The sequence below is a fragment of the Flavobacterium sp. genome, assembly GCF_028712645.1.
Taxonomy (GTDB): domain Bacteria; phylum Bacteroidota; class Bacteroidia; order Flavobacteriales; family Flavobacteriaceae; genus Flavobacterium.
The window spans coordinates 1-8,805 of the sequence record NZ_JAQTPQ010000147.1; the positions used below are offsets into that span (position 1 = coordinate 1).

The 8,805-nt window shown below is 26.3% G+C and carries 16 protein-coding genes; all 16 read right to left on the reverse strand.

Features of this window, described 5'->3' with window-relative positions:
• Positions 1-667: DUF262 domain-containing protein (locus PHC28_RS11745; RefSeq protein ID WP_300100465.1), on the reverse strand; the 667-nt coding region annotated here is incomplete at its 3' end.
• 52 nt (positions 668-719) lie between these two features.
• Complete coding sequence (locus PHC28_RS11750) at positions 720-860, reverse strand: hypothetical protein (RefSeq protein WP_300100467.1); 141 nt, start codon at positions 858-860, stop codon at positions 720-722.
• 213 nt (positions 861-1,073) lie between these two features.
• Positions 1,074-1,382 carry a hypothetical protein gene (locus tag PHC28_RS11755; protein ID WP_300100469.1) on the reverse strand — a complete coding sequence of 103 codons (309 nt, stop codon included), beginning with the start codon at positions 1,380-1,382 and terminating at the stop codon, positions 1,074-1,076.
• Positions 1,383-1,508: 126 nt separating this feature from the next.
• A complete protein-coding gene (locus PHC28_RS11760; protein WP_300100471.1) occupies positions 1,509-2,072 on the reverse strand; it encodes an alpha-ketoglutarate-dependent dioxygenase AlkB in 564 nt (187 codons plus the stop codon).
• Positions 2,041-2,253: a hypothetical protein gene (locus tag PHC28_RS11765; RefSeq protein ID WP_300100473.1), complete on the reverse strand. Its 213-nt coding sequence runs from the start codon at positions 2,251-2,253 to the stop codon at positions 2,041-2,043. Before PHC28_RS11765 ends, PHC28_RS11760 begins: the two co-directional genes overlap by 32 nt.
• A complete protein-coding gene (locus PHC28_RS11770; protein ID WP_300100475.1) occupies positions 2,250-3,110 on the reverse strand; it encodes a hypothetical protein in 861 nt (286 codons plus the stop codon). The genes PHC28_RS11765 and PHC28_RS11770 overlap by 4 nt, the downstream gene beginning before the upstream one ends.
• A gap of 1 nt (position 3,111) precedes the next feature.
• Complete coding sequence (locus PHC28_RS11775) at positions 3,112-3,504, reverse strand: hypothetical protein (RefSeq protein ID WP_300100478.1); 393 nt, start codon at positions 3,502-3,504, stop codon at positions 3,112-3,114.
• Entirely contained in the window at positions 3,501-3,701 is a 201-nt protein-coding gene (locus PHC28_RS11780; protein WP_300100481.1) for a hypothetical protein, read from the reverse strand. The genes PHC28_RS11775 and PHC28_RS11780 overlap by 4 nt, the downstream gene beginning before the upstream one ends.
• A gap of 31 nt (positions 3,702-3,732) precedes the next feature.
• Complete coding sequence (locus tag PHC28_RS11785; RefSeq protein ID WP_300100484.1) at positions 3,733-4,098, reverse strand: hypothetical protein; 366 nt, start codon at positions 4,096-4,098, stop codon at positions 3,733-3,735.
• A gap of 6 nt (positions 4,099-4,104) precedes the next feature.
• Positions 4,105-5,154: a toprim domain-containing protein gene (locus PHC28_RS11790; RefSeq protein WP_300100487.1), complete on the reverse strand. Its 1,050-nt coding sequence runs from the start codon at positions 5,152-5,154 to the stop codon at positions 4,105-4,107.
• A gap of 7 nt (positions 5,155-5,161) precedes the next feature.
• Positions 5,162-5,980, reverse strand: coding sequence for a hypothetical protein (locus PHC28_RS11795; RefSeq protein ID WP_300100490.1), 819 nt, complete (start codon positions 5,978-5,980; stop codon positions 5,162-5,164).
• 5 nt (positions 5,981-5,985) lie between these two features.
• Entirely contained in the window at positions 5,986-6,240 is a 255-nt protein-coding gene (locus tag PHC28_RS11800) for a hypothetical protein (protein ID WP_300100493.1), read from the reverse strand.
• 11 nt (positions 6,241-6,251) lie between these two features.
• Positions 6,252-7,244 carry a hypothetical protein gene (locus PHC28_RS11805; protein ID WP_300100496.1) on the reverse strand — a complete coding sequence of 331 codons (993 nt, stop codon included), beginning with the start codon at positions 7,242-7,244 and terminating at the stop codon, positions 6,252-6,254.
• Positions 7,245-7,307: 63 nt separating this feature from the next.
• Positions 7,308-8,054 carry a UDP-2,3-diacylglucosamine diphosphatase gene (locus PHC28_RS11810; RefSeq protein WP_300100499.1) on the reverse strand — a complete coding sequence of 249 codons (747 nt, stop codon included), beginning with the start codon at positions 8,052-8,054 and terminating at the stop codon, positions 7,308-7,310.
• Between the two features lie 24 nt (positions 8,055-8,078).
• Positions 8,079-8,519 (reverse strand): hypothetical protein, encoded by a 441-nt coding sequence (locus PHC28_RS11815; protein WP_300100502.1) that lies wholly within the window; start codon positions 8,517-8,519, stop codon positions 8,079-8,081.
• 1 nt (position 8,520) lies between these two features.
• The gene (locus PHC28_RS11820) at positions 8,521-8,667 is read right to left on the reverse strand and encodes a hypothetical protein (protein WP_300100505.1); all 147 of its coding nucleotides are present in this window, start codon (positions 8,665-8,667) and stop codon (positions 8,521-8,523) included.
• Between the last annotated feature and the right edge of the window lie 138 nt (positions 8,668-8,805).

The window sequence follows — 8,805 nt, forward strand, 5'->3', positions numbered from 1 at the left end:
CATCAGTAACAGATTCACTAATTTCACCATAAGTCAATTTACAAAAATCATTGAATTCATATTGAGCTTTATCACTCAAATCTCTGAAGTAATTACCAAAAGTATCAGGATATACATTGTTATAGAATTCAATAATAGCATTCAATCTTTGTTTGCCATCAACAATATCAAATGAAATATCACCAACTTCATCATTCCAATATTTTTTAACTAATATTGATCCTATATGGGTGCGTTTATAGATAGAATTTATCAATAATTGCTTTTGTTCTAAAGACCAACAAAAACCTCTTTGAAATTCGATTTTGTTGCCTTCTCTGTTGACGATACTTGGATTCCAATTAATTCTGGATTTACCGTTATCAATTACTCTCATTGACAATAGAATAGATTCGATATTAAAATTAACATATTTGATATTTTTTTCAAAATCATATTCCGAAAAAGGATTGGCTCCTATATTGAATGTCCATTTTTTATAATCTTGTGGAGCAATACTATCAGATTCTTCTTCGATAGTAATATATCCTTCGTCGAGAATATTTTGGACTTTAGCTGTATTACCCCAATTATCTTTACGTTGGGTACCTAGTCCTCTAACAACTACGATATCACCGATTTTAACAGGGGTTTTTAATTCAGCTGCGATTAATACTTCTTTATTCATGATATGTACTCACTTAAAAATTAAATTTCAAAATAATTATAAAAGAAAAAAATCAAATGTCAATATTTTTTTCTTTTTTAATAACATCTATACCAAAATCTTTGAATTCTTGCTCTAATTCTTCAATAGACATCTTTTCTATAGAATCTATTGCTTCTTTTAGCATGGTTTTTAAATTTTCATCTGTAATCATTACTATTTCCAAAATTTTAAAGATTCGATCAAGATTGAAATATAACATTTCGTTATTGTATTCATATCTTCATCAATATCTTTCAGTGCCTCATATAATGCACTTGCTTGATCAAATATTCTTTTGTGAAAATCGAATAACATATATTTCTCTTAAAGTTTAAAAACAAATATAATTATATTTTATATTCAAAAAATGTCAACTATTAAAATTTTATTTTATAGTTGAAAAAGAAAATGTTTCAGGAAAAGATTCACAATATCCAGGGGAATTATAATCGACTTTCCATCCTTGTTTTTGATAATAACTTTCAAAATCAAGAAATTTCATATTAAAATCTATAATATCAATATTTAATTCTTTAGATACATTTTCAATTATATCCTTTTGTTTTATAGTAATTACGGTATCGTTATAATGACTAATAATCAATTCATTTACAACTTTAAAAACTTCGTCTGGTATTTGTGTTTGTGTTTGATATATTTTTTTAGCTTCTTTTGGACTTATAGGTTTTATCATATTTTTATATTAAAAATGTCAACTATTTATTTTTTATTCAACTAATTTTTCAAACAATTGTTTACCTAGATCATTATAAGTCATCCGTAAAAGTAATTCATCATATTCTGTAATACCTATTATTACTCACCAATTGTAATTCCTAAATGTTAAATTTAAACGTTCGTCATTTCTTATTTTATCCTTGTTTATTCTATGTAAACATTCTTCCTGAAATTTGCCTTGCATAAAAATTAAGTCTCCATTATTTAATTCAATAGATGCAATTTTATCGTTACATTTATATTCAAATAATCTACTCCCACCAAATGATAAGGAAGCTATAGGTATTTCTTGATTAATTTGTTTTTCGTTATCTGAATGCCAAGCAATAGAATCATTTCCATCACGATATAAATTAAATACAATACCATTATAAAAATATTTCGTTGAAAAGAATCTTAAAAATTTATTTGTCTTTTCATCTATTGGTATAGCTTTATGTGATTGTCCACTATACCAATAATCTTGTACAGTATTACTCATAAAACAATTCAATCTAGGTGATTTTATAACTTTACCACCATAATTAAATTTGTCTTGTTGAAAATCTAAAATTGATTTGTAATAATCAATCAAATTAATGTTACAAAATTCTCTGATAATTTTAATTGATGAACTATTTGTTATTGATATTACATTGAGTTGCATCAGTAATTTTTCCTTCAACTAATTTTTCAAACAATTGTTTACCTAGATCATTATAAGTCATCCGTAAAATTACTTCGTTATATTCTTTAGTTATTGAACTATAACGCTGTTGTACTAATGACAATTCCTTATGTTTATCAGCAATCAATTTATCTAATTCATCGAGGGTATATTGTTTCATAAAACCCCATTTTCTAATATTTTAGCTAATTTGTGCTGAATCAAATAATTAAATGTTTTATGCCCATTAGTTTTTTGACTTTGAAATTGATCTATAATAGTATCTTGTAAATCTTTTGGGATCTTAGTTAAATCAATCAATTTTAAATTACGGTTGAATCTTTCCAAATCATCAAAATTCCTACAAAACATAGCTGGATTATCAAAGCCAAATTCTTTTTCCCAAATTGCTAAATCATTATTGCGTATTGGTTTTTGCCGTTTTGTTTCAACCAATAGCGTATCATCATCCGAAAATATATTTGGAATACCATCCCCTGTGTCACCTTTAACCACATGTTCAAATAAACTATATTTGTTTGTCGTTACAGTAATCATCTTCTTTAGCATAGGCGAATATTGCTTAATTTTTTCATTCAATCGATGTAATTGTAAAAAATCATGATCGGATGAAATAATTAAAACCTCTTCGCTTCTATATGTCATACACATAGTTGCTATAATATCATCAGCTTCAGCTCCATGTACAACTAAAACTTTATATGGCAAATTTTCTTTGAATTCTTCTTTAATTATCTCAAATGATTTGAAAAAATTATCCCAATCAAAATCAGATTTTTCTCTATCTTTTTCGCGATGCTTTTTATAATAAGGAAACAAATCTTTTCGCCAATAGTGTCTAGAATCAAGACATAACACTACTTGTGAATTAAATTCCTTTTTATATTTCTGTTTTATTTGTATGATATTATTGAGAGCAATGTGTCGCAATAAATCTGTATCAATAGGTTCTTTCGTTTTATTGTAATAAGACATTGCAGCTCCCATTACAATTTGAGAAAAGTCAAACAAGATCATTTTATCTATCCTTTTTATCTCTAATATATGGATTATTTAATTTCAAACTATATACGATAATATGATTATCTGGTAAATTTTTAGAATCATTATCCCATATCATTTTACCATAATTATTCAAATAAATTATTATATTTGGTACATAATACGTGCCTGGATATTCATCAAAAATATAAGATATACCCTCTAATTTACATATTTCTCGTATATAAAACCAATCCGCTATCGTCATTGCTGACCCTCTTATTACACAAGGGAGACCCATTCTGATATAATAAATCAGATGTTGTTCTGTTGCGGAATATATTTCACATATTCCTTTTGATATATCTGGTATATCAATTGGGAATAATCCAAATTTGTTTAAGTGTTTTTCAATACAAATATTACTCATGATATAACTCTTATTTCTTTTAAATTGCCAGGGTTATTATCATCAACCCATATAAAAGATCTAACTCTAATAGGGCTTTTCTGTTGTACTTGTCTTGACATATTATACCAAGCACGTAAATCTGGCAACATTCTTTCGAATTCTTCTTCAGTTAATTCTAATAAATCTGTAATATTATTGATTCTATATTCTTTCATATTATGTATTCATTTGGTTAGTTGGTTCAGTTCATTTAATAATTTCAAAATGACCTATTATTTTTCTATTATCAATCCCTTTATTGCTAGAATCTATTAATTTACCATCAATAACAGCTAATGCATGACCTCTAATACCAACATAAAAAACACCAATAGGATGATTTTTAACAAATGATTTGAGTGTTTTACCAATATATTCTTGATCAAGCACGTTTTTAACTTTTAAACCGGCTTGTTTTAATCTCGCAATAGTTGAAATTCCATCTAACGGAGCTAATTCACCATCTTTAATTATTGTATCTAAACCATAATATTTTGCTATTGAGTTTATAACTATTGCTGTACATCTTCGTTCATCAACATAACTTTCATTAAATTCTTCATATGTTTTCATTTACATTTATTTCCTTGTGACTTCTATTTTAGCATATAGACCAGAAAAAGTCCTTTCTCTTAGATAGTGATTTATCTTATTATAATCCCATCCACCTTTCGTTACAGCATCATTTATATCTTTCCATTTAAATCGATTATCATATAAAACAACAGAATAACCTTCTTCAATTTTACGTATCAATTGTTTTTTAACATCCGGATTACTTTTGTAATCATTATCAAAGCATAATACTATATCTTTATTATTATACTCTTTTAGATATTCAATTGCTACATCAAAAGATACTCCACAAGTAGCTAAAGAATTTTCAATAAACATTGAATCTATAGGGCCCTCAAGAATAGTTATTCTTTTTGTATAATCAATCCTATCTATCCCAAATAATTTAATACCATCATTTATTTCAAAAATGGTAAACCTCTTCGCGCTTTTATCTTCATTTTTTATAATATGTCTGCATTGCATATAATCATATGTACCATCTTTTTTAAAGAATGGCATAACTAATATAGGAAATTCTGGGAATTTCATTTCAGAATATTTTGGGAAATTTTTTGCAATGAGATTTAAATTTCTACAGGCATATAATGAATCAAACATAAAAGATGGAATTTTTCTTTTTCTTGCATAATCATAAACCACCCGTAAATCATCTGGTAATCTAATATCAGATAATTTATAACAATACTTCAATCCATAATCACTTTCTAGCAATTTTTGTTCAGTTGATTTTATTATTTCTATTTCTTTAATTTCTTCTTTATGTGTTATTCTTTGGTGATTATATTGAAATGTTTCTAATTTATAATTCAAATATTGATTATAATCCAACTCTCGGATGAATGTTCCTAATGTCATCCCAGCACCACAATTAAAACAATTGAATAGAGTAGTATTATTTTTATCGTAAATGTATCCTCTGCACAAATTCTTTTTCTTCTTCGAATCTCCGCAAAAAGGACACCTGAATAAATAAACTGAATCCCTAATCTTTTTAAATCGTTCTAATTGCCAACTAATAAGTCCTACATATTTTAAATCAACTGCATTCATTTAATCCTTAATATGAATATTGTTTAGTTATTGAAATAGTTTGTCCGCAAGATAATATTATTTTTTTGATGTGCCCCAAACTAAATTCAAATGTAGACTGATTCCAAAACCAATCAACGATTTCATCTAAATATCGTTCACTTTGTAATAATATAACATTATATACAGTTTTATTCAATTGTAAAATAATTTCTTTTTCCATTGAACAGATTTTTATTTTATGGAAATCACTTGTATCACTATATTGTTCAGGTTGTACGAAAAAAGTATTATTTAAAGACATAGAAATCCGATTAAAAGCATCTATACCTCTCATACAATCTATACACGTTGGTCTAAATAAATCATCATGTTCAATCGCGATATAACTTCTTCCACCAAGCACATGATTCTCTTTGGCTAAAAAAACTCCATAGTGTACTATGTTAATATTACTGGTACTTATATCGTGTTCTAATATCGCAGATAATTCTATTTCAATATCACTACTGAATATATCAGTTAAATATTCCTTAATACTTTGGAAAATATCCCCATTACTCTTAACTATCAATAACTGTTCTTTATGAACGATAATTTCAAGAGAATTAGTTAATATCGTATGGATATTATTTTGAATAGAAATATTATGATTATCAGTAATAATTATCTTATTATTTAACCCAATACTTGATAATAGTACCTTTTTCACTGAATCGATAATATTTGATGGATTTTTTGTATGATCTTTATAATGGACACTTATTTTTTGATTATGTGTTTGAAAATACCCCAATATATCTATTGTTGAAAACTGAAGAGTGATAATATTTTTCGCTGTTATCATTGAAATTAATAATCCATTTTAACACGGTCTATTTCTCCGAACCCACAATCACCTTTTTTGAATGGTACTTTAATATAAAATGTACCATAATTATCAACACCGGTTCTCCAGAATGTATGAAATATCGTAAATCCAAATAGATTAACTGACAGAAAATGTTTATACAAATCATTTTCTATATGTCTACTTTCACTATAAATATGGATACTCAATCCAGGGAGTATATTGTAGTCAAGTTCTTTCATAATGTATTCAGCCATAATTTTTCCTATTATTTAAGTGTCAATACAATTTCAAATTTATTACTTACTTTTTTATTTTTATCTGTTTCATCTACAATAATATTACCAGCAAAATCTTTTATTAAATTCTGCGCTTCATTTATTGTAGTGCATGATTTTAATTTTTCAACAAATCCTTTTTTACATTTTGTGAAAGTTAATCTACTTTTGCAATTAACAATGATTTCATTCTCAACCCCAAGCAAACTTGCACTTGATCTGAATATAATATATTTGTTATACTTATCTTTGAATACTACAAACCTTTTTCCTACTGTTTCTTTAAGATGAATAGGAATAGGTTTTTGTATTCTAGGTTTAGTTTTTATTTTTTTTGTTGCCGTTAAATGTTTATCAATTATTTTAATAAACATTTGATATACAGGAATAAGAATTTTAACTATATTTTTTGAATAGCAATTTTCAAAATTTTCTTCTAATTCATGTAATTTTGAAACCGCTTCAATTTTTGCTTCTTTTAATTCCTTAGTAGTTCCTACAATATGTGTAATATCATTTTTTTCATTTTTTAAAGCGTTTTCTACACAATCATCTAATAGGTATAGTATTTCATTTCTGTTATTTTTATAAGATATTTCATTAGATTTGATTGTATCTGAATGTTCATATTCATCAGAAACACTACGTTCATCAACGATTCTTTGTACTTTTTCTATTGTAGATAATATAACATCGTCAGACAAAATATAATTTCTTTCTTTTAATCTCAATACAAATCCTATATTAGAAAACCATTTGTCGCTGATTTTTTTAACTTGCAGTTGTAATTTTTTATCATAATTTTCAAGAAATACTACTATATAATCTTTTGATTCTTTAGTTGAACAACTTTTAGAATAATAATTCAAGGCATGTATCAACTCAATTTTAGTAGGTACAGCAGGTAATTTAAAATAAGGTTCGTCTCCTACTCCACCTGAAATTATATTTTTTATTTTCTCTCTTTTCTTTTCAATTATCACAATTCATCCTTTTGAGTGTAAATACTGAATAATTATAATATAAAACAATAAAAAATAATAGGTTCATTTAAATTCTTTAATTTCAAAATCACCACCAAGCGTTTCAATTACAAATGAACACGTTTCAACGAAATCTCCAGTATTCATATAATGAATCCCTTTTATAATTTTATTTGATGGAAAATGGATATGACCACAAATAACACCATCAACTCCTTGTTTAATACATTCATCAACAATAACTTCTTCAAATTCAGTAATGAATGATACAGCAGCTTTTACTTTATTCTTAATAAATTTTGATAAAGACCAATAACCAAAACCATAATACCTACGAAAATCATTATAATAGTGATTCACTCGTAATAATAATTCATAACCAATATCACCTAGTACAGCTACAAATTTGTGATATTTAATGATGATATCATACTTATCACCATGTGTTATCAAATACTTGTTACCATTATTAGCTGTATAGATAACTTCATCCGCGATTTCAATTCCACTGATATTGATATTATGTTCAGCTATAAAATCGCGGATGAATTCATCATGATTTCCTGCAATATATACAACCTTTTTATTTTTTGAATATTTCAGAAACTTTTTAATTAATTTAGTATGGGAATCGTGCCAATACCATCCTCGCTTAATTTTCCACCCATCAATTATATCTCCTACAAGATACAACTCATCAAAGTCATATTGTTTAAGAGAATCTAATAATAACTTAGCTTTTGATTCAACCGTTCCTAAGTGGATATCTGAAACAAATATACTCTTACACCTTATTTTATCTATTTTCATATATTATTTGTTAAAATAAAATATTTATTCCCAAAATCCTTTTCTACTACCAGATAAATATTTTGATACCATATCGACTGTATCATCATAATATGGAATATCTTTAAATAATTCACTCGTTTTCATAACTATTTTTTGTTTAATCAAAAATTCATAAACGGATTGTCTCAACTCTGGGCTATATTTAACTTCTACCATACAGTATTTAACTTGTGGCAAATCAGATTTAACATTATTATAATCATAATACTCTTGTTGAGAATCATATTTACCATATTCATATTTACGGCATAGTTCTCTTATTTTACAAATATCATCCGGATTAACATCTTCGAGAAATACTGTTACTGCATTACCACCAGCAAAACTTTCACTTTTAACTGATGGTTTTTTAATAAAAGAAAACTGTTTCAATTCTTTTCTTATTGAAGAAGATACTTGAGCCTGTATTGATTTTTGTTTCATATCATTCACCATAACCATCATATTCTGACATCAGTTGCTGTACATATTCAGAAGAATCAGCTCGTTGTTCTGATACCCATTCTTCGAATTCATCAAAAGTCATTGCACCACTTACTATTCTATTAAATACTTCACTTGAATCCAACATAACAAATACCTCTTCAATAAATAATATTTAAAAATTATATATCACATATATTTGAATGTCAACTAATTTTTTAAAAAATTTTTCATTTTAAATAATGCTTCTTTTTCAATTTGCGCAATACGTTGAAATGAAACATTA